This window comes from Chitinimonas sp. BJB300, from assembly GCF_002735695.1.
GTDB lineage: Bacteria > Pseudomonadota > Gammaproteobacteria > Burkholderiales > Chitinimonadaceae > Chitinimonas.
This window is the reverse complement of record NZ_PDZH01000027.1, coordinates 19,071-43,917: the sequence shown is the minus strand read 5'-3', so window position 1 is coordinate 43,917 and position 24,847 is coordinate 19,071. Positions and strand designations below refer to the sequence as shown.

At 54.7% G+C, this 24,847-nt stretch carries 17 protein-coding genes; 5 read left to right on the top strand and 12 right to left on the bottom strand.

What is annotated here, in order from left to right:
• Positions 1-178: 178 nt before the first annotated feature.
• From CSQ89_RS06720 to CSQ89_RS06695, 6 genes are all read right to left on the bottom strand, one after another.
• A complete protein-coding gene (locus tag CSQ89_RS06720; protein WP_099405409.1) occupies positions 179-1,291 on the bottom strand; it encodes an ABC transporter ATP-binding protein in 1,113 nt (370 codons plus the stop codon).
• 80 nt (positions 1,292-1,371) lie between these two features.
• On the bottom strand, positions 1,372-2,250 hold the full coding sequence (locus tag CSQ89_RS06715; protein ID WP_308418124.1) for a carbohydrate ABC transporter permease: 879 nt from the start codon (positions 2,248-2,250) through the stop codon (positions 1,372-1,374).
• Positions 2,243-3,154: a carbohydrate ABC transporter permease gene (locus tag CSQ89_RS06710; RefSeq protein WP_099405408.1), complete on the bottom strand. Its 912-nt coding sequence runs from the start codon at positions 3,152-3,154 to the stop codon at positions 2,243-2,245. Before CSQ89_RS06710 ends, CSQ89_RS06715 begins: the two co-directional genes overlap by 8 nt.
• A gap of 116 nt (positions 3,155-3,270) precedes the next feature.
• Positions 3,271-4,512 carry an ABC transporter substrate-binding protein gene (locus tag CSQ89_RS06705; protein WP_099405407.1) on the bottom strand — a complete coding sequence of 414 codons (1,242 nt, stop codon included), beginning with the start codon at positions 4,510-4,512 and terminating at the stop codon, positions 3,271-3,273.
• 423 nt (positions 4,513-4,935) lie between these two features.
• Positions 4,936-6,339 (bottom strand): sensor histidine kinase, encoded by a 1,404-nt coding sequence (locus CSQ89_RS06700; protein WP_099405406.1) that lies wholly within the window; start codon positions 6,337-6,339, stop codon positions 4,936-4,938.
• The gene (locus CSQ89_RS06695; protein ID WP_099405405.1) at positions 6,340-7,011 is read right to left on the bottom strand and encodes a response regulator transcription factor; all 672 of its coding nucleotides are present in this window, start codon (positions 7,009-7,011) and stop codon (positions 6,340-6,342) included.
• 376 nt (positions 7,012-7,387) lie between these two features.
• Here CSQ89_RS06695 and CSQ89_RS06690 point away from each other — a divergent pair, with 376 nt between their 5' ends.
• Together CSQ89_RS06690 and CSQ89_RS06685 are read left to right on the top strand one after the other, a co-directional pair.
• Positions 7,388-10,069: a DUF2339 domain-containing protein gene (locus CSQ89_RS06690; protein ID WP_099405404.1), complete on the top strand. Its 2,682-nt coding sequence runs from the start codon at positions 7,388-7,390 to the stop codon at positions 10,067-10,069.
• Between the two features lie 89 nt (positions 10,070-10,158).
• Entirely contained in the window at positions 10,159-11,865 is a 1,707-nt protein-coding gene (locus CSQ89_RS06685) for a vWA domain-containing protein (RefSeq protein WP_099405403.1), read from the top strand.
• 62 nt (positions 11,866-11,927) lie between these two features.
• Here CSQ89_RS06685 and CSQ89_RS06680 read toward each other — a convergent pair whose 3' ends face one another.
• Positions 11,928-13,010: a hypothetical protein gene (locus CSQ89_RS06680; RefSeq protein ID WP_099405402.1), complete on the bottom strand. Its 1,083-nt coding sequence runs from the start codon at positions 13,008-13,010 to the stop codon at positions 11,928-11,930.
• Between the two features lie 456 nt (positions 13,011-13,466).
• On the opposite strand from CSQ89_RS06680, the gene CSQ89_RS06675 reads away from it, so the two are divergent.
• Positions 13,467-13,625, top strand: coding sequence for a DUF1328 domain-containing protein (locus CSQ89_RS06675; protein WP_099405401.1), 159 nt, complete (start codon positions 13,467-13,469; stop codon positions 13,623-13,625).
• Positions 13,626-13,927: 302 nt separating this feature from the next.
• On the opposite strand, the gene CSQ89_RS06670 is transcribed toward CSQ89_RS06675, so the two are convergent.
• The 5 genes from CSQ89_RS06670 to CSQ89_RS06650 all read right to left on the bottom strand — a co-directional run bounded on the left by CSQ89_RS06670 (position 13,928) and on the right by CSQ89_RS06650 (position 21,795).
• On the bottom strand, positions 13,928-15,040 hold the full coding sequence (locus CSQ89_RS06670) for an SPFH domain-containing protein (protein ID WP_099405400.1): 1,113 nt from the start codon (positions 15,038-15,040) through the stop codon (positions 13,928-13,930).
• Positions 15,041-15,240: 200 nt separating this feature from the next.
• Positions 15,241-16,311 (bottom strand): tRNA 2-thiouridine(34) synthase MnmA, encoded by a 1,071-nt coding sequence (mnmA, locus tag CSQ89_RS06665; protein WP_099405399.1) that lies wholly within the window; start codon positions 16,309-16,311, stop codon positions 15,241-15,243.
• Entirely contained in the window at positions 16,304-16,825 is a 522-nt protein-coding gene (locus CSQ89_RS06660) for an NUDIX hydrolase (protein WP_099405411.1), read from the bottom strand. The genes mnmA and CSQ89_RS06660 overlap by 8 nt, the downstream gene beginning before the upstream one ends.
• A 171-nt stretch (positions 16,826-16,996) precedes the next feature.
• The gene (gene cphA / locus CSQ89_RS06655) at positions 16,997-19,567 is read right to left on the bottom strand and encodes a cyanophycin synthetase (RefSeq protein WP_099405398.1); all 2,571 of its coding nucleotides are present in this window, start codon (positions 19,565-19,567) and stop codon (positions 16,997-16,999) included.
• Positions 19,568-19,632: 65 nt separating this feature from the next.
• Positions 19,633-21,795, bottom strand: coding sequence for a cyanophycin synthetase (locus tag CSQ89_RS06650; protein WP_186293411.1), 2,163 nt, complete (start codon positions 21,793-21,795; stop codon positions 19,633-19,635).
• A 278-nt stretch (positions 21,796-22,073) separates the two neighbouring features.
• On the opposite strand from CSQ89_RS06650, the gene CSQ89_RS06645 reads away from it, so the two are divergent.
• Both CSQ89_RS06645 and CSQ89_RS06640 read left to right on the top strand, forming a co-directional pair.
• Positions 22,074-24,338 (top strand): cyanophycin metabolism-associated ABC transporter, encoded by a 2,265-nt coding sequence (locus CSQ89_RS06645; protein WP_099405397.1) that lies wholly within the window; start codon positions 22,074-22,076, stop codon positions 24,336-24,338.
• Between the two features lie 14 nt (positions 24,339-24,352).
• Positions 24,353-24,823, top strand: a complete 471-nt coding sequence (locus tag CSQ89_RS06640) for a cyanophycin metabolism-associated DUF1854 family protein (RefSeq protein WP_099405396.1) — start codon at positions 24,353-24,355, stop codon at positions 24,821-24,823.
• The last annotated feature ends 24 nt before the right edge of the window (positions 24,824-24,847 follow it).

Genomic DNA, 24,847 nt, shown 5'->3' with positions numbered 1-24,847 from the left:
TACGATCCACGCTTCCTTCCCACGCTCGGTCGCCCTCACGCAGTTGCGCTTCACTTCGTTCGCTGTGATCAACTTACGGCGGGACTTCCACCCGCAGGAGTGCGCCCATGCTGGGCGCACATGAAAAAGGGCACGAACTCTGTCGCGCCCCAATCTCACCAAACGGTTGATAGCCTAATCAGGCCAAGCGCTTTTCTGTAGCGGGGTCGAACAGCAATGCCTTGGTCGGGTCAAGCACCAGCTGCACCAAATCACCAGGATTACCTGCAGCACGAGGGTGGCATCGGGCTACGGTCTTAACACCGTTAAAGGTTACCGTTACCAGCGTATCGGGGCCTGTAGGTTCAGTAATCGCCACCATCGCTTTCAAAGTCTGAAAATTGCCGCGGTCACTATGTGCGCTATCAGGGTCAGTCAGCTGCTCCGGGCGAATGCCAAGAATAACTCGCTTGCCAACAAATGCCCGCTGCGCATCGTTGATCACACCAAGTTTGACGTGCAATTCAGCATGGCCGTTATCCAACGTGACTACTGCGTGCCCTTGTTGCTCGGTCAGATCAACCGGGATGAAGTTCATTGAAGGTGAGCCGATGAAGCCCGCCACATACAGATCGGCAGGTTCATCGTAGATCTGCTGCGGTGAGCCGAACTGACGTACTTCACCGTCTTTCATGACGGCGATTCTGTCACCCAACGTCATGGCTTCAATCTGATCATGCGTAACATACACGATGGTCGTGCCGAGACGCTGATGCAACAGCTTGATCTCGGTACGCATCTCGACACGCAGCTTGGCGTCCAAGTTTGACAAGGGTTCGTCAAACAAGAACAAAGTCGGGTTACGTGCCAGTGCACGCCCCATCGCCACGCGCTGGCGCTGACCACCTGACAATTGGCTGGGCTTGCGGCCCAATAGGTGCTCAATCTGCAAGGTTTTGGCAACCCGGGCAATAATCTGGTCTTGTTCACCCTTGGGCACCTTGCGGATCTCCAAGCCAAAGGCAATATTCTTGCGCACGCTCATGTTGGGGTAGAGCGCATAGCTCTGAAACACCATGGCAATATCGCGGTCCTTGGGGGACAGGTTGTTCACCACTTGATCAGCAATGGCGATCTCACCCGAAGTGATGTCATCCAACCCAGCGATCATGTTCAGCAAAGTGGACTTACCACAACCAGAAGGACCAACCAGAATCAGGAACTGGCCCTTTTCGATTTCCAGGTCGATCCCTTTGAGGATATGGGTATTCCCATAACTTTTCTTGACGTTGCGAATACTGAGTGCACCCACTTTGTTTCTCCGAAAGAAGTATGGCGTGAGTGGGAAAGCAGAAAATTACCGCCCTCGCCTTTTCCCTCACACCGCTCCGTTTAGCCTTTAACTGCGCCGGCGGTCAGGCCACGCACGAAATATTTGCCGCCAATGGCATAGACAATCAGCGTCGGCAGCGCCGCGATGATGGCTGCCGCCATATCCACGTTGTATTGCTTCACCCCGGTAGAGGTATTGACCAGGTTATTCAGTGCCACGGTAATCGGCTGCCCGTCACCCGAGCTGAAAATCACCCCAAACAGGAAATCATTCCAAATCTGCGTGGTTTGCCAGATAAGACAAACCATGATCGTGGGAATCGATATCGGCAGCAGAATCTTGAAAAAAATACGGAAGAAACCAGCCCCATCGATCCGCGCTGCCTTAACGAGTTCTGAAGGCACGGTAACGTAGTAATTGCGGAAAAACAGGGTGGTGAACTGCAGGCCGTAGATAACATGCACCAGTACCAACCGTGCTGTGCTGTTCTCGATTTCCAGCATGCTCAGCACTTGGGCCATGGGCAGGATGATGACCTGGAATGGCAGGAAAGTACCGATCAGAAGCAGCAGGAAAAAGGTGTCTGCACCCTTGAAACGCCACATGGATAAGATGTACCCATTGAAAGCGCCAACCAATGTCGAAATGAGTACTGCTGGAACCATCATCTTCAAGCTATTGCTGAAATACGGTGCCATGCCCGTGCACTCCATACCGGTACAGGCACTGCTCCACGCTGCTTGCCAGGCTTCAAATCTGAGTACGCCGGGTAGCGACAGAAGATTACCCGTACGGATTTCATCCAGCGATTTGAAGCTGGTGCTCAACATAACAAACAACGGAGCCAGATAAAAGAGAACCATCAGCCCCAGCACGGCATAGATGGCGTAACGCGCGACTTTGGCGTGCGTTGTCTGATGGTAGGCGAGATTAGCCACGACGCTCCCTCCGCAATTCGGAATACAGAAATGGCATCACCACGGCAGCAACGGTGAACAACATCATCATGGCGCTGGCTGCACCCAGGCCAAGCTGACCACGACTGAAACCATGCTGGTACATGAAGATGGAAGGCAGATCGGTAGCGAACCCGGGGCCACCAGCCGTCAAAGCCATGACCAAGTCAAAGCTCTTCACAGCGATATGGGCCAAGATCATAAAGGCGCTAAGGAAAACCGGCCGCAAGCTGGGGATGATGATGCGGCGGTAAATCGTCGGTAGCGACGCACCGTCCATTTGGGCTGCTTTGATAATGCTGTCATCCACGCCCCGCAAGCCAGCCAGAAATAGCGCCATCACAAAGCCCGACGACTGCCAGATACCGGCGATAACGACGGTATAGATGGCGAAATCCGGGTTGATGATCCAGTCAAAAACAACGTTGTTGAAACCCCAGTCGTGCAATAGCTTCTCGATACCCAGCCCTGGGTTGAGTATCCATTTCCACGCCGTGCCGGTTACGATAAAGCTCAACGCCATCGGGTAAAGATAGATAGTACGGATAGCACCTTCACCGCGAATCCGCTGATCCAGCAGCACCGCCATGATCAAGCCGATTGCCAAACCAAAGAAAATAAACAGCCCGCCGAAAACCGCAAGGTTTTGCATCGCCATCCACCAGCGGTCGTTACCAAACAACTCGACATACTGGACAAACCCTGCCCATTCATACTTGGGCAAGAGACGTGATTCGGTGAACGAGAGCCAGGCAGTCCAGCCGATAAAGCCGTAGAACCCGATCAAGCAGGCCAATACCGTGGGGGCAATAACCAACTTGGGCAGGATCGTGTCGGCGAAGCGACTGAGCGAAAAGCCCGGTGCGCCTTGACGGGAAGCTGTCATGGCGTTTCCTTTGTTTGGGTTAGGGAAGAGGGGAATAAGCAAGATTGCCGACAGACCAGAGTCCGTCGGCGTGGCTGTTTCACATTAGCGAACAAAAGAATTTTGTCTGCTCGGGCTTACTTCTTCTTGGCGGCTTCCAATAGCTTGGCAACCGCTTCCTTGCTGGTCATGTTCGAGTTCATGAAGCTTGATACCACGTCCTGAATCGCACCCTGTGCCGCCGAAGGCTGGGCCATCTGATGGGCAAACGACGGTACCAAACTGGCCGACTTGTTCGACGCCACAAAATCGGCGGCAGATTTCTTGGCGCAGTCATCGAATTTACTCATATCGTGGCCAAGACGGACAGGAATAGATCCCTTGTTCTGATTGAACACTTCCTGAAATGGCGTCGACAAAATCGTCGAGGCGAAGTCGCTTGCTGGCTTCATGTCTTTGTTCTTTTGCGCAAACACAATGAAGGAGTCAACGTTAAAGGTAAAAGCATTCGCAGTGCCCGGCGCAGCCAAGCAAAGATAATCCTTACCCGGCACTTTACCTGCCGCAGCGAACTCACCCTTGGCCCAGTCGCCCATGAACTGCATGGCGGCCTTACCGTTGATTACCATCGCAGTCGCGAGGTTCCAATCACGGCCCGGCATGTCCTTATCCATATGCTTACGCACCATACGCAGGGTATCGAACGCTTTGATGGTGGTCGGGCTGTTAATAGCGGCAGGTTCCAGCTTCACAAAAGCCTTGTTGTAATAGGCAGCGCCACCGATACCCAATGCTACTGACTCAAATACCGTATTGTCCTGCCAAGGCTGGCCGCCATGCGCTACCGCAATGAAGCCAGCCTTTTCGATCTTGGTGGCGACGGCATCAAACTCATCCCAGCTCTTGGGCGGTTCTACACCAACCTTTTTGAATACTTCGGGGTTGGCCCACATCCAGTTGACGCGGTGCACATTCACCGGCACAGCCACATAATGGCCTTTGTACTTCATTACATTGGCAACCACCGGTGGTAACAAGGTATCCCACTTTTCGGCAGCCGAAACGGCATCGAGATTAGCCAGTACACCTTCGGCAGCCCACTCCTGAATCGCTGGGCCCTTAACCTGGGCAGCGACTGGCGGGTTGCCCGATACAACGCGGGTCTTCAGTACAGTCATCGCGTTATCGCCGCCACCACCCGCTACGGCAAAATCCTTCCAGGTATGGCCGCGTGCTTCAATCATCTTCTTCAGTTCAGCGGCAGATTTGGCTTCACCGCCAGAAGTCCACCAGTGTAGGACCTCGACGGTGCCGGCAGCTGCGGGAAGAGAAAACGCACAGGCGACGGTAAGCGCCAAAGTCAGGCGACGGGGTTGCATCGGTCTCGCTCCTTGTTGGAATAGGTGGCCGCCCGAGCAGTGGAGCGGCGACTCGAAATATAAGCGATCCGTGCAAGTTTTGTGAAGCATTTTAGTAAGAATTACGTAAGCTTCCAGCTGGAAAAATAAAATATTCCTTGAAAATACAGTTAGAAACAGATACCTACAAAACAAGCAATCGCTTGATTAATAATAATAAAATATAGAGCTTTAGCTCTTATTTAAAGTGAAACTTACTCCACCCAGCGTGACTGTCATGCCCTAACTCACCACAGCCAGAAGGACACTAAATTACCTTTCCAGCCACCAGGTAGCACCAACAATCGGGCGTGACAAAGAGGTAAAGGACGAATCACAATGAGCGGAGCATTAGGATTACAAAACTGAACAGGAATGCGCCAAGCACAGCGCATCTGAAATCAGCTAGGGCAAACGAAAATAGACTGAAACGCGCAAGCCCTGCGGCTTGTTATCCGCCAGTTGGACTTCGGCATGATGGCGTCGCGCAATTTCCTGCACGATAGCCAATCCCAGGCCACAGCCTTTGCCCTGCCCTTCCATACGGCCCCGATAAAAGCGTTCAAACGCACGGTCGCGCTCTTGCACCGGTATACCCGGCCCATTGTCGGCAACTTCCACCGTGACCACAGCGCCTTCATCCAGCACGTTGATATCCACCTTACTTCCCGGGGGACAGTATTGAATCGCGTTGTCGATCAGGTTACTTAGAAGTTCACGCAGTAGGGATTCGTGTCCACTGATCAGCAACTGGCTTGGAACTGTATCGATGCCTAGATCAATTTGATCGGCCAAGGCTCGTGGTACCGCCTCCATCGTCACCTCGCGGGCTAAACGGGCCAAGTCGACAGGCATATGTGACAGTGGAGCTTCCGGCTCGGCCCGCGCCAACGCCAGGAGCTGATTCACAAGGCGGATAGCGCGCGCCACGCTGGTCTCGACCAAACCCAGACGCTGGGCCAGAGTTGCATGATCGGGTTCAGGCTCATCCAGTTCCACTCGCGCCAGTTCGGTTTGCGACTTCAGCCCAGCCAATGGCGTACGTAACTGATGTGCCGCATCGGCAATGAAACGCCGCTGATTGGCCACCTGGGCATTGACTTCACCCAACAGACCATTAATTGCCTGCGCCAAGGCACGTACTTCAGCCGGCGCATCTTCAACCTCAAGCAGCGCCAGATCACGCGAGGAGCGATTCTCGACCAATTTACGTAAATGCCGTAAGGGCAGCAAACCACGGCTGATACCCATCCAAACCAATAAGCTGGTCAGGACAATGAGTATTGACAGTGGCAAAACGGTATCAACAAATATGTCGCGCGCCAATTGCGTACGCAGCGCAGTGCTTTTGGCAACCTGCACCAATATCGATTGAGGGTGACTGGCACTTCCCACTGGCAGATAAAGTGCCGCTACCCGCACCGCCTTTCCCTGCAATACACCATCGTAAAAATACGGCTGATGATAGGTTTGTCCCTGTCCCGGGGGCGGCATGGGTACGGCCTTTTCGCCCAGAATAAATGCGCCGGGTGGCGTACTGACCATGTAATAAAGCCGGTCGCTTGGATCTTCCTCAAGAATTTCACGGGCAGCGCGGGGGAAATCAATATATAAGCCTTCCCCCAGGGGTTTGACCAACCGCGCCAACGCACGACTGGAACCCGCCAAACTACGGTCGATCACCTCATTGGCGTAACGCAGCGCCACAGAATAGGTAATGAAAGCTGCCGTCAGCCACAACACCAATTGGGGCAGCAATAGCCAAATCAACAACTGCCGGCGTAACGACAGTGCAGGCGCACGGGCCACTCAATCCCCTCTTGCGTCCAACAGATAACCCAACCCTCGCACTGCCCGTACCCCTACACCTGAGGGTTCGATCTTTTTTCGTAATCGGTGGACATACACTTCAATGGCATTCACGCCCAAGTCCTCACCACCCAATTCAGCCGCGATCTGTTCCTTGGTAACGACTTTTTCAGAATGCGTCAGCAATACATCCAGCACCGCCAACTCCCGGGCTGAAAGATCAATCGGGTTTTCTCCCACCCAGGCACGCTGCCCGGTGCGGTCAAGCCATAGATTACCGAAGCGCGCCTCATCACGACGCCCTTCCCTGGCTCGGCTTCGCCTTAGCAGTGCGCGCAAGCGGGCTTCCAACTCGACAAACTCAAATGGCTTGGCCAAGTAATCATCTGCACCGGCATCCAGACCAGCCACCCTGTCTTCCACCCCATCCAATGCCGTCAACAGCAAAATCGGTAACGTGGGTTTCTGGGCGCGTACTTGGCGCAAAACATCCAAGCCATCTTTGCTCGGCAGGCCGATATCCAGCACCACGGCATCAAATTCCGCTTCCAACAGACGTTGCGCAGCCAGATGCCCATCGGCTGCATGCTCAACCGCAAATCCCAGTCGAGACAAACTGGTAAGCAGTGCGTCGGCCAGGACAGCGTCGTCTTCTGCAAGAAATAATTTCATGGCAATCAAACCGTCGAAGATGTCGTTATAACCAGTTCAAAGTTTCGCGCGTTAGCGTGAGACACCTTATAGGCAGCGGAGTTTACATAAGGTAAAAGCATCCCAAGCGCGTTCTCAACGCTCTATCAATGAAGTGAAGAAAACATTGAACAGGTACTTAGAACCAAGAGCGGGAACAGGTTCAGCGTTTGTCGCACAAAAGCACTACTCGAACAGCCTATTGTACGGAACAAAAAAGATTGGAAGCCGCTGTCGATTCTATGTCGTCTAGAGGTCAGCCTGCACTGGAAACAGCATATATAAGCAATATCGCATCGTGTCTTGCCCTGCTGGCAACACTCATCCACCATGTGGCATATATTCAAGGAACCGTTTGATGGCGTTGTTGGGTCTATTTATAGGGCTGTTGTTAGGTGGCTTGTTCTGGCAAGGGCCCGGCATCGTCGTCGGAGCAATACTTGGTTGGTTGATCGGTCGCGAACGCGAGCAAAGCATTGCGCTGCGGCAATTGACTGAACGACTGACACGATTAGAGGCGCTCCCAATCAAAGTACCAGATACGCCAATCAGCACACCCGCCCTGACGAAACCGGCTTTCATACCCGATACCGTCATTACACCGGCAAGCAAAGACATTGCGCCTATTTCAGCGCCCTTGACCGAACCGGCTCCTCCGCAACGCGTAACCACACCTCGTCAATCCGTCCCGCCCACCACCACGGCAGCTACACCAAGCTCAACCAACAACCCTGCGCTGCAGTGGTTGCTACGGGGCAATCCTGCGGTCAAAGTGGGGGTGCTGCTGCTGTTGATGGGTGCAGCTTTCCTACTTAAATATGCGGCTCAATATGTACGTTTCCCTGTGGAGATCCGTTATCTGGGGGTATTAACAGGTGCAGGCATCGCCGCTGGGTTCGCTTGGCGGCAGCGTAATGACAAACCCGACTTTGCACATGCCTTACTGGGTGGTGCGCTGGGCGTGGGCTTTCTCACCATATTCAGTGCATTCCGCCTACACCATCTCATTCCTGGCGGCGCAGCCTTTGCCCTGTTGGCAGGCTTGGCAGCCTGTGCGGGTGCATTGGCCGTTAAACAATCGGCACAGTCGCTTGCACTGATCGGGCTGGCGGGAGGGTTCCTCGCACCTATCCTGACCAGCAGCAACCAAGGCAGCCACGTTGCCTTATTCACCTACTACGCCATCCTCAACCTTGGTATTGGCTGGGTCGCCCACGCACGCGCTTGGCGCAGCTTGAACTTACTGGGTTTCCTGTTCACGTTTGTGATTGGTACAGCGTGGGGCGTATTGCGGTACCAACCAAGCCATTTTTCTAGTACCGAGCCATTCCTGATTGGCTTCTGGTTATTCTATGTTGGCTTGTCCATTGTCTTCACCTATCGACGTCAAACCGACAGTAAAGCCAACCTGGGCACGCTGGTGCGCGACCCGGTCGATGCGAGCTTGGTATTCGGTGTGCCGCTGGTGGGGTTCGGCCTGCAAACCGCGCTTGTCCGAGGCGATGCACATGCGATGGCCTGGTCTGCCACCAGCATGGCGGTGGTCTATGCCTTAAGCTGGCAAGCACTGCGCCATCGCCCCAGCATGGCATTGTTGGCCCAAGCCTTCGGCATCCTGGCTGCTGGCTTTGCGACAATCACTATCCCTTTAGCGATGGGAGTCTACTGGACCTGCGCCAGCTGGGCGTTGGAAGGTGCGGGCCTTATCTGGTTGGGCTGCCGACAGGACCGCAAGCTCAGCCGTACCACAGGATATGCGCTCATCGCCGCTGCCGGTTTGATTGCATTGGCACAGCTACAGGAGCTTTCCAGCAGTGACAGCTGGTTAAGTAGCGCGCTGATCGCATCCTGCGTGGTATGGGCAGCAAGTTGGCTGGCTGGTGCAGCCGTATGGCGCAACAGACCACAGTCTCCCCACCTGCCCTTGTTAGGCTGGGGGCTCATCATCTGGCTATGCGGTAGCATGGCCACCGTGCTGCACTTTGTGGACAAGCCTTACGACATCGCCAGCACCATTGCACTCCTGGCCGGAACAGCAGCCTTAAGTACCGGATTGGCGCGCATATTGGGTTGGCCGGCGCTACGTTTGCCTTTATTGGGGCTGGCGCCTTTACTTGGGCTGGTACTACTGCAATCAGCGCAGCAGCAAGCAGGTCCTTTGCAACATGCGGGTTGGTTGGTATGGCCGCTCGCCCTGCTCGTGTTGGCAGGAGGGTTACGTTACAACGAGTCCGAGTTGCCACGTGCAGGTCGACAATTTGCACATGTAACCAGTACTTGGCTGTTTGGCGTGTTACTGGTTTGGACGCTGGCCGATTCAGCCAGCCGCGTAGGCAACGGCTCGGCTTGGCCATGGGCAGGAGCGATGGTAGCCTTTGGCTTATTGTTGGCAGGCTTGGCAAGCCGAGCTTTACAGCTACGCTGGCCCGCCCGGCGCTATCGTCTGACATACCGCTGGCACGCACCATTACCTATTGCTGGCCTGGGATTCATCCTGCTTCTCATCGCGCCTTGGGCCAGTTCGGGCGATGCCGCACCTTTTACCTACCTCCCGCTTCTCAATCCGCTCGACCTCGGTTGTGTACTGGCTGCCTATGGTCTGCTTCGCTGGTTACGTCTCCCTTATTGCCGCAGACGCTTAGCGCCAGATAGCGCCGCCATACAGGCAATACTGGGGCTAGGCCTCTTCAACTGGTTAAACAGCCAATTGGCACGAGCGTTTCATCATCTGGCCGACCAACCTTTCCAAGCATCGGTGCTTTGGCTAGACGATAGCTACCAAGCCGCACTTGCATTGCTTTGGACACTCTGCGCAGTAGTGGTCATGCTCATTGCAAAATGGCGTCGGTGGCGTGCGCTCTGGTTGGCTGGCGCCGTGCTGATTGGCGCAACCGTCCTCAAACTCTTCCTGGTCGACCTTGCCGGTGCAGGCAGCATGGCGCGTATTGTGTCTTTCCTCGGCGTTGGTCTACTACTGGTCATCATTGGCTACCTGGCTCCCGCACCCAGTGCCGAACAGGACAAGGCGAATGACCAATAGCAATGACAACCTTACGTGGTTGAAAATAATTCACCCCGAATGCGTCCTTGCTTCGTTCAATTGCGTGTCCGCCAACTGGAGCTACCAATATGCATCGCCCTACCCATCGATATTCCTTATTTTGTGTGGCTATCTTGGTGGCCGCCTGCTCTCAAACCAAACCCCCAGCAGGGGAAGGGGCCAACGCGATACCGGCGGAGGTCGTACCAGCATCAGCACCAGTGCAGACAGCTAACTCACCACAAGCCGCTCCCGCCCCCCAGTCTGCCGTCAAAATGAGTGCACAGGTGGCCATGAGCAATCAACGGTCCATATTGAGGTCACCACCTAGCGCCGATGCAATCGCCGCCATTCGGCAAGAAGACCGTGAGCGCTATCAGAAAACCGAACGCCATGGCGTGATCAGTGTGGCCGAACAGCCTGTTTCCACTTTCAGCATTGATGTCGACACCGGCAGTTACAGCAATTTGCGCCGTTTTTTGAATGAGGGTCGGCTTCCTCCGCGCGATGCCGTACGGATAGAAGAGTTGGTCAATTACTTTCCCTATGACTATCCACGCCCCAAAGGGGACCGCCCATTCGAAGTGAGCACGGAACTGGCCACCACCCCCTGGAACCCCAATACACTATTGCTGCGCATTGGCATCCAGGCAACCGATCCAGCCAAGGACAGCCTGCCGCCAGCCAACCTCGTCCTGCTGGTCGATATCTCAGGCTCGATGAATTCCCCCGAAAAACTGCCGTTATTGAAGAACGCACTGAAGCTCTTTGTCCAGCAGCTGCGGCCACAGGACAAACTATCGATTGTTACTTACGCAAGTGGCGAAGCCATTGCACTGCCACCGACCTCGGGTAACGATAAAACCACCATTCTGGCCGCTATCAATAACTTGAATGCCAGCGGCTCTACCGCCGGGGCAGCAGGGATTCAGATGGCTTACCAGATGGCTGAACAAGCCTTTATGCTCAAGGGCATCAACCGCATTCTGTTGGCGACCGATGGTGATTTCAATGTCGGCATCACCAACTTCGATGCCTTGAAAAACCTCGTGGAGGAAAAACGAAAGTCCGGCGTGTCGCTTTCCTCACTCGGTTTTGGCACCGGCAATTACAACGAGCAATTGATGGAGCAAATTGCCGACGCCGGTAATGGCGCCTACAGCTATATCGATACACTGCAGGAAGCGCAGAAGGTGCTAGTTGATGAATTCACTTCCACCCTGGCAACCGTGGCGAGCGATGTGAAGATCCAACTTGAATTCAACCCGGCAACCGTGAAGGAATACCGTCAGATCGGCTTTGAAAACCGTGCGCTCAAACGAGAAGATTTCAGCAACGATAAAGTCGATGCAGGAGAAATTGGTGCGGGCCACCGGGTAACAGCCTTGTATGAGATCAGCCTTACCGGTCAAAAGGGTAGCTTGGAACCCCTGCGTTATCGCATCAACAAACCACAGCTGACAGGTAAAGACCTTGAGCTCGGTTTCCTACGCCTACGTTACAAGTCAGCACAAGGGCAACCAAGCCAGCTGATGGAATTCCCGGTCAGCCGGGCCGCCATCAAACCTGAAATGTCAAGCGACTTCCGCTTCGCCGCCGCTGTCGCCGCCTTTGGGCAAAGGCTAGGTGATGGCGGGAAATACCTGGGTAACTACGACTTCGCTCAAATCCGTATGCTAGCAGCCGGCGCACGCGGCGATGACCGCTTTGGATATCGTGGTGAATTCGTACGTATGCTGGGTTTGGCGGAAAGCTTAGCTGGTAATTCCGTTAAAGTAGGATCTACACGGGAATAGTACTACGCCCTAAATTATCGTTACCGCGCCGGATCTCAGTTCGGCCGCGGTAGATGGGTTTATTATTGCCGTAGGTAATTGAATAAGATCAACACCAGCAATACACCCAATACGGCAAAAGCAATCTTCCATGCCGACCAGGGGCGTTCGCCCTGCACTTCGCCTGTTTGCCCATTCACCAAAAAGCGCCAAGCCTTGCCACTGTATTGGTAGCTAGACAACCATACTGGTAACAAAATGTGCTTGAAACGAATGTCACGGTACTCTGGCGTCATGCTATTGATGCGTTGTTCATTGCCTCCAATTTCGCTGCAGATCGCATTTCGGATCACCGACTCCATTCGGCCGCATGCGTTGTCAAAACCCGCTTTCAAGCCGATTTGATAAGCCTCAACCGTAAAACCTGCCAGATAGTCTTCGCGATAAGGCTGCAGGCTTTTCAAATGCCAAGGTTCCAGATTTTCCAAATAGTCTCGCGGTAATGACTGGCTGGCCGGCACTATCACGTCATCAAAGCTGACATCGACTTCACCAGAAACGCTGGACCAACGTGTGTGACGGACTTGGCGAGTTTTACTTACACCGTTTTCCACATATGACTCGCCTACATAATAATGATCGCCACGTTCTCCATGGTAGGGCGTGTGCGTTTCACTGTCATAGGTCCAGTAGGGCAAATACATGCCCTTTAATCCGCCCGCAGCCCGAAATGCATCCTTAAGTGCATTCGGCGCAAACCATAGTCCGTGGATCCAATCACGAAACTTCTGGCGCGCTACTTGCTCGGAGATATCAAAAGGCGCCACAGCCTTTGGCCGCAAAGTACGCCCGTCATAGGCATTACTGGCGATTAACGGGATGGCGCAAAACGGGCACCGATCAGCGGCAATATTTTCCGCCAGCTGCGAAGCTGCCCCGCACCCTGGGCACTGTACCGTCTGTCTCTCTATAGCGGGCTCATCACCCGCGGCCTGATCTAGAAAAGCGGCGTAGTCCAATTCTGCCAATGCATCGGTAGTTTGCTCAGGTAAGGCTTCAGGAATCGGATTGTTCGCGCCGCAATAAGGGCAACTCAGCATGTGCTGCCCAGGAGCGTAAGTCAATTTTGCACCACAAGCAGTACAGGGATAAAAACGTGTGCTCATTTTGTTCCGATTTCGCAGAGACATCCCGATAGAAAGAACGAAGGCCATAAAAAAATTTACTTACACATCAATTACTTATTACAAAATCATTGCACAGCAAGTCTGCCAATCGAAATATAAGTTATCCACAACTGGAAAAATGACAAGCAATTGATTATTAATAAGAAATAGAACAACGTAAAAAATAAATATGACAAAGCATTAAAAAGTCGTGAACATTACGACCCATGCTTAGTCTGACTACTGATGGCTTGTCTCTTGCCCACAGTAAAGATAAGCACAACCAAGAGATGAATTGCCCACACCATTTGCAAATTTGGGCATTCAGCGGCATGGCAAGTTGGGCGCACCCAAGGCTGACTAACATCGTCACCCAGGTGTTGCTCCGGTGGTATCACAAGCCGACCACTAGGTGAACTTGTCAGTCGCAGTATTTGATTAGTCAGGAGGATTGCCATGCTCTACTGGACCGTTGCGTTCTTCACTATTTCGATTTTGTCTGGCTTACTGGGGTTTGCAGGCAGTACGGGTCTTGTCGCCGACCTGCTCCTGCTTATCGGGATGTCGTTGTGTATCGGCTTCATGTTTACCGAACATAATCCTCCCCCTCATTAGGCTCTGACAAACACAGCCTTTTTACGATGACCATCAAAGTAAAGGCTAGCTGTTACCGAAAGAAGCAGTGAAGAAGTAGTACTTAAAAACCACTTCAAAACCCGTCGCGAACACTACTCAGCAAGGCCTAGCACAGGCACTGGGGTGTACATAGGTATATGAAGATTTCGAGCAGCACTGAACCCCGATAAGGGATGTGCATGTGCCGTGAGACAGTGATCGGGTTTTGAAGTATTGGTGAACACGATTGAGATAGCACGTAGGGTTGGTCGTAAACCCCACGCGTATCAGATATATCCCACTTACTGTGGGGGCAATGGCGGTGGTGTCTGCGCAAATAAATTTGCCAGTTCCGCTTGTTCGCCTGCCGCAGCCCAGCTGACCATACCCTGCTTCCAGATCAAGGTATCCCGCCCGAGTTGGCCAGCTTGAGCCTGAGACTGCAGCGTGGCCATATCAAATGGCCCAGTTTGCTGCCCATTCATCGCTACAAAAAAGGCCGCTTGGGTCGGCAATGGCGGCGGTGTCGTCGCACCAGACGCTGCCGGCTGTTGGAACAAACCACCCATCGCTTGATTCAACCCCATTCCGACGCCCAATCCCATGACACCACCGACAGTGCCAGGGTTTTGCGCAGCTTCGCGCATCGCCTGTGCAGCTTGGTATTGCCCGAACTGCTGCATATTGCCAATGGCGCGCATCGCACCTTGTTGGTCGATGGCTTTTTCCACCTCTTCTGGCAAGCCAATGTCCTGAACCTGGACCTCGGTCAGTTCCAAACCGAATTTTTCAAAGTCGGCGGAAATTTTCTCGCGAATGCGCTCACCCAGCAAGGTTACCTTACTCTCCAGGTCGATCACCGGCACACCGGCTTCCGGCATTACTTCTTTGATTCGGGTGCCTACCTTGCCGCGCAAATTCTCTTCAATATCGCCGACAGTGAATTCCGCCTTTGTACCTACCAAATCCACCAACATCGTCTTCGGATCTTTGACACGAATGGCGTAAAGACCAAAGGACGTCACCCGAACAACACCAAATTCCGGGTCGCGCATGGTAGCCGGGCCGGGTGTACCCCACTTCAAATCAGTAAAGATTTTGGTATTGAAGAAATACACTTCCGCTTTGAAGGGAGAATTGAAGCCGTATTTCCACCCCTTCAGCGTGGACAAGAGTGGCATGTTCTCTGTCGACAGCGTGTACATACCTGGGGCGAATACATCCGCTACCTGCCCCTTGCCTAATTGCCCCTCGTTCACCATTACAGCCAATTGGCCTTCACGCACAGTGAGTTTAGCGCCCATCTTGATTTCGTTCTGGTACCGGTCGAAGCGATGCACCAGCACATCGGGTCGGTCTTCCGTCCATTCAACAATATCAATGAATTCGGCGGTCAGTTTGCTCCATAAACTCATGCTGCTTCCTCCTTGTCGAGGATTGAACGATCTGTCTGAGACTATGAGTCGAGGGTAATGTTCCTATACTGCAACCCATACTCACAGCCAGGGCATGCAATCAGCATACAAGAAATCTCATAGGAAGTGACAGCAAAGCGCCTGATGGCAATACCTCTAGGGCCAAGCATGATTCCCCATCAATCGGCCTCGCTGAGCATCTAAATAATAATGCCGCCGCCCAGGCAAACTGGGCCTTCGTACAAGACAACCGACTGCCCTGGCGTGACAGCCCATTGCGGCTCAGTAAAGTGCACGTGGGCAATACCATCCATAATACTAATCAGCTCACAGCTGGCATCTGCCTGACGGTAGCGGGTCTTGGCGGTGTAACGCCCAAGCGGTGGCGCTGTATCAGCAACCCAGCTCAGTTGATCGGCCGTCAAACTGTTTTTCAACAACTGTGGGTGATCATGCCCTTGCACCACAATCAGTTCGTTCTTCTCCATATTCTTACCGGCCACGTACCAGGGCTCGCCCGGGCCACCGATATTCAATCCTTGGCGCTGACCCAAGGTGTAGTACATCAAGCCCATATGCTCCCCTACCCGCTTACCTTCTGGCGTAAGCATCTGCCCAGGCTCCTTCGGTAAATACCGGTTGAGAAAATCCCGGAACGGCCGCTCGCCAATAAAGCAGATACCCGTCGAATCCTTCTTGGCGTGGTTAGGCAAACCCGCTTCTTCGGCCAGCCTACGTACTTCAGTCTTCTTTAGCTCACCCAAGGGAAACAGGGCATGCGACACCTGATATTGCGAAAGCCGATAGAGGAAGTAGCTTTGGTCCTTACTTTCATCAAGCCCACGCAATAGGCGGGTCTTACCATCGGGACCAATGTCGGTACGGGCATAGTGCCCAGTGGCTATCTTGCTGGCTCCCATACTCAGGGCGTAGTCAAGAAATGCCTTGAATTTGATTTCAGCATTACAGAGGACATCAGGGTTGGGGGTTCGACCTACTTGGTATTCCGCCAAGAAATAGGCGAAGACTCGATCTTTATACTCGGTAGCAAAGTTCACCAATTCAATATCAATGCCGACAATATCCGCCACTGCTATCGCATCACGTGAGTCTTCTTTGATCGAGCAAAAAGCGTCGTCATTGTCGTCCTCCCAGTTCTGCATAAACACGCCAAGCAAGTCGTAACCTTGCTGTTTGAGCAATGAGGCTGTCACAGAGGAGTCAACACCGCCGGAAAGACCGACAACGATACGGGTGGTGGAATTAGTCATAGTGGCGTATCAAATCGAGCGGAAAACGCCGCCCTGCGCGGTAATCTTCGATGCATTGCAATACCAAGGGGCTACGGTGACGATAGCGGCAGGCCAAGACTTCCTCATAACTGAGCCAAACTGCACGGACAATACCTTTGTCGAGCCTAGCCATGGTCATGCCATCACTTTGAATAGCAGCAAGGGCAACGTTATTGACTGTTACTCCCAGCATCGGATTGCCCTCGACCTTCACTTCCGCCGCATAGGCAAAGCGTAAGTAGGTCAGCCCCGGCTTTGTCGGTGGCGACCATTGGTAAATACCGACAAGGGCTGTTGGCTTAACCAGATAGGCTGTCTCCTCACGCGTTTCACGTACGCACGCCAGCAGCAAGGACTCATCAGCATCAAGGTGGCCAGCAGGCTGGTTAAAACGCAAGCCGGCTTCGGTCTCTTCTTCCACCAATAGAAAAAGGCCTTGGTGTTCAACAACGGCAGCAACAGTAGTATTAGGTTTCCAGATTGGGGCAGACACAGCAAAGTCCAAGCAAAAAAGTTAGCAACTTTAAGCGTCTGATGCGCTTTTCCAATAGCAACTAATAACAGAGACACAAAGGCCCACCAACCAGAAGATTGACGGGCCTAGAACCATTCACAGTCCTGCGGGGCAACTGGGTCGTGCCAGTGCTATCTTATATCGACGCGATCAACCTGCGGTAACCTGCTGGGTGATATAGGCCAATGCTTCCTCGACCTGATCGACCAGAATCAGGCAAAGATCGCCCGGCTGCAAGCGCGCCAAGGCTGTGTCGATCGCGAGGAACTCACCGCGAATCTCTACAACGTATTTTGTGCATGGTGCATTCTTGAGGCCTTCTTTCAACAAGCCGATCACCTCACCATCCAAACGTCCACGCTGGCAGGCATCTTGATAAAGCAGTACTTCTTCAAAGGCTGCACCCAAAATCTGGGTTTGCTGGCGGATATCATCATCGCGCCGATCACCCGCACCGCTGATCACCACCGAACGCCGCTTGGCTGGGATCGCCTTCACTGCCTGAACCAAAGCCAGCATAGCATCAGGGTTGTGGCCATAGTCTGCTATTACCGTCGCACCACGGTAGTTGAACAAATTGAAACGGCCGGGGGCGTTATTGGCATCGTTGGCGAAATTCGCCAAACCAATCGCAACAATCTTCCAATCCAGATTCAGCGCCCAAGCAGCCGCCACAGAAGCCATCACATTCTCAACCTGGAAGCCAATACTGCCGCCATGAGTGATGGGTACGCCTATCAATGGAATGGCATAACGGAAATTGCCTTCCGCCGCGATAATCTGGCCACCTTCAACGAATACCACCTTCTTACCCTGGGTACGCTGCATGACCATGACAGGGTTGTGCCCGTCAGCGGCAAAGAAGATAACTTCACCCGGTGAGTGTGCCGCCATCTTGACGACCAAGGGGTCAGCCGCATTCAATACGGCCGTGCCGTTCAACGCTACGTTCTGCACAATAACGCGCTTGAGTACAGCCAGGTCCTCGACCGTCGTGATGTAGTTCAACCCAAGGTGATCACCCATGCCGATATTGGTGACCACCGCCACTTGGCAACGGTCGAACGCCAAGCCTTCACGCAAAGCACCACCCCGTGCGGTTTCAAACACGGCAGCGTCCACATCGGGATGCAACAGCACATTACGGGCGCTGCGTGGGCCGCTACAGTCGCCGCTATCGATGCGCTTACCATTAACGTAAACCCCATCGGTGTTGGTCATGCCAACGCGCAAGCCACTTTGCATGATCAAGTGGGTTATCAGGCGCACGGTAGTGGTCTTGCCATTGGTACCCGTCACCGCCACGACGGGAATACGGCCATCATCACCATGACCAAACAATTCGGTAACGATGGCTTCACCCACCGCCCGGCCTTTACCGTATGAAGGACTCAAATGCATGCGCAGACCGGGTGCTGCATTCACTTCGACAATACCGCCACCCTGCTCTTCCAAGGGCTGGAGCACACTATCGCACACCATATCCACGCCACAGATGTCCAAACCCACCATTTTGGCTGCCGCAACCGCGCGGGCCGCCACTTCAGGGTGGACATTGTCGGTCACATCGGTAGCGGAACCGCCGGTGCTGAGATTAGCGTTATTGCGCAACACCACCCGCTGGCCCTTAACCGGCACGGCATCGGCAGTCAGGCCCTGCACCGCAAGGCGAGCCATGGCGATGTCGTCAAAGCGGATCTTGGTTAATGATGTGGCATGGCCTTCGCCACGACGTGGGTCGGTATTCACTTGGTCAACCAGTTGCCGAACCGTATGTACGCCGTCGCCAATGACTTGCGGTGGGTCACGCCGTGCGGCAGCAATCAGCTTGTCACCGACAACCAGCAAGCGGAAGTCGTGTCCAGGCAGATAGCGCTCGACCATGATGTCGTCGCGAAACTCCCGTGCCGATCTATATGCAATCTCCAGGTGGTCTCGCGTAACAATGTTCACTGTCACACCTTTGCCCTGGTTGCCATCTTGCGGCTTCACCACAACAGGAAGGCCAATTTCCATCGCAGCGGCCCAGGCATCCTCGGCATCCCGCACCGGCCGTCCCAGCGGCACCGGCACACCAGCGGCATGCAGCAGGGTCTTGGTCAACTCCTTGTCCTGCGCGATCGCTTCTGCAATGGCACCGGTGCGATCTATTTCCGCCGCTTGAATCCGGCGCTGTTTACTACCCCAGCCAAACTGCACCAGGCTACCCTGGGTCAGGCGGCGGAATGGAATACCCCGTGCCAATGCAGCATCCACAATGGCGCCCGTACTCGGGCCCAATCGCTCATCCTCATCCAATTCATGCAAACGCGCCAAAGCATCGGCCAAATCGAACGGGGTATCGTCGAGGGCTGCAAGGCAAAGCGCCTGAGCCAAGTCAAAAGCCAACCGGCCAACCACTTCTTCGCTGTACTCAACCACAACCTGAAACACCCCGGTCTCAAGCGTCTGGACAGTACGGCTGAAAGTAACCGGGCACCCTGCATGCTCCTGCAAGCCCAAAGCAGCAAGCTCAAGTGCATGGGCCATCGAAACCGGGTCTTCATGCCCCATGGGCTGCAATGTCGCAATATAGGGAAAGCAGGCGCGCAGGCGAGCTTCAAAACCGGGAATGTTGGCAATGGCGCATTCATCTTCGCTGCAGGAAACAACTGCCTCGATAACCGTATGCCGACTCCACAGATTGGGGCCGCGCAAGGCGCGGATACGTGAAACTTCCATTCGTGCTTATCCTAAAACGTAAAACGGCGGCACCATCAGCACTGCCAATGACTCATCGTTTGGGCTCAGCCCAGATTCGACTCGCTGACAAAGGTTTCGATACCCACACCAATCAGTTCAACTGGCAAACCCATGGCCCACGACGCAGCCGTCGCAGCCAACAAGGTTGCAGGAGTAAGAGTGCGCCCTACGGGCAAGACACCCAGGCGGGTTTCCACATCACCCTGCACCAAAAGCCATTCGCCGGCTCGCACCAGCACCGCACGCCCACCTTGGGCCAAATGCTCGACCATGGCGGGCGATGCTGCATCCAGGCCATACAGAATGACCTCGCCGTCGCACAGGTCCGCCAGCTCAAGCACCCGTTCATCATCCGCATTCAATATCGCCGAACCGCTTGGTAACACGACATCAACCTGCGTACGCAGTACGTTGTAATGCTGATCTTCATCATTGATATAAAACGGGCTGAGTGCCTCGACACCGTTGGCGTCCGTCACGATGCCCACATTACAGCGATCATAGCTCAGGCCTTGCTGCAGAATCGTCTCGGCGCTGTTCTCAAACACGGCAGCCTGCACTGACCGGTTGATCAGCAGACGTTGGCCGGCTTGAAGCGCTGTACCATCGCCGGCGTCGAAACAGCGGCGGTCCAGAAAGAGCCCATCCTTGCATGCCAAGCCCGTATGCAAGCCCGACAACTGCAACAGGCGCGCAACCAATCGTGCCACTTGCTGAGTCTGTTCTGTTCCACACACCCCCACCACCGGAATACGACCAGCACTGGCGCTACTTGCAGGGAAAAGGTGATCCACGATCGCACGCCCAACAGGTTGGGCTTCGCCGCCCGCCGGCTTCAAATGCATCAGCAAGCCAGGGCCCGCATTGACCTCCACGACAGCGCCACCCTGCTCTTCGAGCGGACGGCCGATATCCTCGGCAACGACATCCACCCCGGCAATATCAAGGCCAACAATACGTGCAGCCAGTGAAACTGTCGCGGCAACATCCGGGTGCACCAAATCGCTGACTTCATTGGCTACATTGCCATTGCGCTGAATCAATACTGCTTGATCGGCCGCCGGCACGGAATCGGCAGTCAAACCCTGACGAGCAAGGTCATTCAAGATGGCTCCGTCTTCGTCGATATCAATTCGGCTCAATGGGAAAGCCTCGGCATCGCCCCGACGTGGGTCGCTGTTGAGTTGGCGCTCCACCAATTCAACCACGGTCGATGTGCCATCTCCCTTCACCCAGGCGGTTTCACCACGCGCTGCGGCAACAACTTTGCCACCTATTACCAACAGGCGATGTTCATTACCGGGAATAAAGCGCTCGACCATCACTTCGCTACCGTGCCGCTCGGCAAAATGGTAGGCCGCCTCGATATCAGTCTGCTCACGTGCATCCAGAGTGATACCACGGCCATGATTACCATCGGTGGGCTTGATTACGACGGGCAGGCCGATGTCTTGCGCCGCTTGCCACGCCGCAGCAGGGCTATCCACCACCTCGCCATCGGGCACCGGCACGCCGCAAGCCCGCAACAACCGCTTGGTCATATCCTTGTCGCTGGAAATACCCTCAGCAATCGCACTGGTCTGGTCTGTTTCAGCCGTCCAGATACGGCGCTGACTGGCGCCATACCCAAGCTGAACCAAATTGCCGCCGTTAAGACGGATATAAGGAATGCGCCGCTCGGCTGCCGCATCGACAATGGCCGCCGTACTGGGGCCAAGATGATGTTCGTCGATCAGATCGCGTAATTTGACTACCGTGGCCGCCACATCGTAAGGATGATCCTCAACCGCCGCCATGACCAAATCACGTGCGGCGTGGATTGCGGCGATACCTACCTGTTCGTTACGGGCACGGACAGCAACCTTGTAGATGCCCGGATGAGACTTACCCACACCACGCGCCTTGCCGAAACCCACTTTCAGGCCAGCAAGATTCTGTAGCTCAATTGCCACATGTTCCATGATGTGGCCCGCCCAAGTACCCTCGCGCAAGCGCTGCAGAAAGCCGCCACGCTCGCCTACGCCGCAACGATGCTCTATCAAACCGGGCAGCCAATCAGTCAAACGTTCGTAAAAACCGGGGATGGTATTGGAGGGCGCATCTTCCAGCGCGCCAATATCAACCCAGGCTTCGACCACTGGCCGATAGGTCCAGATATTTGGGCCGCCTAGATAAGCGACGCGGAGAAACTCGATATTTTTCTTCATGATCCAATAATCAAGGGAAAGGCAAACACGCATCCATCCAATTGCGAGCGAGCCAGTGACAGACTAATTCGGCGAGCTCAGGGGCGCGGGTATAATCGTGAATACTGAGCTATGCAAGCTTAAGTTCGGCTTAACACAAATCAGCCTATGCTGATCTTGCCAACCAATCGTCGCCTGCACTACCTTGCGCAACCACAACATTTACATTGCAAAAATGTATTGCGCAATCCTGCCACCAACCCGAGTCATGCTGCCTTGACTCAAGCAAGTAGCCCCTAATGATATTCGAACACGCTGCCAATGCTGTAATCCCGCATCCGCTACCCGATACATGGCAAGTGGATGCCGCAGCTCAACTGGGGGCCGATGAAGAGCTGGTCAGCTGGGCCGAGCAAGATCTCGACAACCGCCTGCACTTCGGCACAGGCCTCCTTCTGCTGACCAATCAACGCCTCCTGAGCAAACCTGCCGGCCAAACCGGCTGGCTGAATTTTCCGTTTCGCGCAGGGTTGGTACTGAGCCAACACGACCACGCCGGCGTCGCCGCCCTTGAGCTTCACGATAGCACCGGCAGGTTGGCTTTGTGGCGCTACACGCTGGCCAACAGCCCGGCGGCACTACGACTGATCGACCAATTCCAGCAACAGCTGCAAAGCGTCCTGACGGGCGATCCGGTACAACCGCCGAAAAAGAATCTATGCCCCAAGTGCAAGGGTGAGCTGAATGCCGACACTGAAGAGTGCCCGGTGTGCAGTCGGGAAATCCACCAACCGCCCTCCACATGGACGCTCTTGCGGCTGTGGCGCTTCGCCAAACCTTACCAAGGCCAATTGCTCGCCGGCTTTCTGCTGATGCTCGGTTCAACGGCCGCCACCCTGGTCGCCCCTTACCTGACCATGCCGCTGATGGACAAAGTGCTGATCCCTTTTCAGAACGGCGAACATATCCAACCTGAAATCGTGGCGTTCTACCTTGCCGGCATGTTGGGGGCAGCCATGGTGTCCTGGAGCCTGGGTTGGGCAAAGACCTATATCCTGGCCCTGGTCAGCGAACGCATCAGTGCCGACCTGCGCACCACCACCTACGAACACCTGCTGCAACTCTCGCTGGAATATTTTGGCGGTAAGCGCACAGGCGACCTGATGTCGCGAATCGGCTCTGAATCAGATCGGATCAGTGTCTTCCTTTCCCTGCATGCATTGGATTTCATCACCGATGTGTTGATGCTCCTGATGACCACGGTCATCCTGTTCAGCATCAACCCCTGGCTGGCGCTCGCCACCCTGCTGCCCTTGCCGGTGATTGCCTGGATGATCCATTTGGTGCGAGACCGCCTGCGTACCGGCTTTGAGAAGATCGACCGCACTTGGAGCGAAGTCACCAGCGTGCTGGCAGACACCATCCCCGGCATTCGCGTCGTGAAAGCCTTTGCGCAAGAAACGCGGGAAGCTGCGCGTTTTCGGGATGCCAACAAGCACAATCTCCTGATCAACGACAAGCTGAACAAGGTCTGGTCGCTGTTCTCGCCGACCGTGTCGTTGCTGACCGACATGGGCCTCTTGGTGGTGTGGGCCTTCGGTATTTGGCTGATTGCACACCACAATGTCACTGTTGGCACGCTGACGGCCTTTTTGGCTTACATCGGCCGCTTCTATGGCCGGCTGGATTCGATGAGCCGCATTGTGTCGGTCACGCAGAAAGCCGCCGCCGCCGCCAAGCGTATATTTGACATCCTCGACCATGTCTCAAATGTGCCGGAGCCCACCAAGCCCATCGCCCTGGGGCCCGTCAAAGGTGAAATAGAGCTGCGCAATATCCGCTTCCGCTACGGCAACCGCGCCGTCATCAAAAACCTTGCCCTCACCATCAAACCCGGCGAGATGGTGGGATTGGTCGGCCACAGCGGGTCGGGCAAAAGTACACTGGTGAATCTGATTTGCCGTTTTTATGATGTCAGCGAAGGGGCCATTCTGCTGGATGGCACCGATATCCGTTCGCTGACTGTCAGCAGCTTTCGCCGCAATATCGGCCTGGTGTTGCAGGAGCCCTTTCTCTTCTTCGGCACCATTGCCGAGAACATCGCCTACGGTAAACCCGATGCCTCACGCGAGGAAATCATCGCCGCCGCCCGTGCCGCCCATGCCCATGAGTTCATTCTGCGTTTACCGCTCGGTTACGACTCGCTGGTGGGCGAACGGGGCCAGGGTTTGTCGGGTGGCGAACGCCAGCGCATATCCATCGCCCGCGCGCTGCTGATCGACCCCCGTATTTTGATCCTCGACGAAGCCACGTCGTCCGTAGATACCGAAACGGAAAAGGAGATCCAAAAAGCGCTCGACAACCTCGTGCGCGGCCGTACCACCATCGCCATCGCCCACCGCCTCTCCACCCTGCGCCAAGCCGACCGGCTGGTGGTCATGGACCGCGGCGAAATCGTCGAGGTCGGCCCACATAACGAATTGATGGCTCGCGAAGGCGCTTACTACAGGCTCTATGAGGCGCAGGCCCGCAACGTCGATACCGACCCGGACGACAGCGAATAAGCGAGAACAAAACTATGACGCAACCCAAATTTCAATTGCAGCGCAATGCCTTCGGCCGCTTGGTGCTCGAATCTGCCGATGCTGGCAGATACGAGGGCGTTGTGCCCGTTCGCGCTTTTCCCGTTGCCGACCCTGGTGCCGGCATCTCGCTGATCAACACCGACGGCCACGAAGTAGGCTGGGTAGATCGCCTGAGCGATCTCCCGGAAAGCCAACGCCTATTAATTGAAGAAGAATTGGCCAGTCGCGAATTCATGCCGCAGCTGCAACAGCTGATTGCGGTATCCAGCTTCGCCACGCCCAGCACCTGGACTGTCCGCACCGACCGGGGCCCCACCACGCTTGTTCTCAAAGGCGAAGAGGATATCCGCCGCCTGGGACGGGACGGCTTGCTGGTGCTCGACAGCCACGGTATACAGTTCCTGATTCGTGATCTGTCCAAACTGGATAAGACCAGCCGCCGCTTATTGGACCGCTTCCTTTGACATAGCCCCGCGTCATGCCTCAAG